1 pseudogene is annotated in these 374 nt (G+C 72.2%); it reads left to right on the top strand.

Features of this window, described 5'->3' with window-relative positions:
* Positions 1-374: pseudogene (locus GTW43_RS15085) on the top strand (glucose-6-phosphate dehydrogenase); the annotation flags it as partial.

Genomic DNA, 374 nt, shown 5'->3' with positions numbered 1-374 from the left:
GCCCGCGACGTCATCCAGAACCACCTGCTCCAGCTGCTGGCGCTCACCGCCATGGAGGAGCCGGCCGCGTTCGACGCCGAGGCACTCGTCACCGAGAAGCTCAAGGTCCTGCGGTCCGTCCGGGTCCCCGCCGACCTGGAGCGCTCCACCGTCCGCGCCCAGTACGCGGGCGGCTGGCAGGGCGGCGAGCAGGTGAAGGGCTACCTCGACGAGGACGGCATCGACCCCGGGTCGAAGACCGACACGTACGCCGCCGTGAAGCTGGAGATCGACAACCGCCGCTGGGCGGGCGTCCCGTTCTACCTGCGCACCGGCAAGCGGCTCGGCCGCCGCGTCACCGAGATCGCGGTCGTCTTCCAGCGCGCCCCGCACTC

Source organism: Streptomyces sp. SID5785 (genome assembly GCF_009870065.1).
Lineage (GTDB): Bacteria > Actinomycetota > Actinomycetes > Streptomycetales > Streptomycetaceae > Streptomyces.
This window is presented reverse-complemented; position numbering and strand designations above follow the sequence as displayed.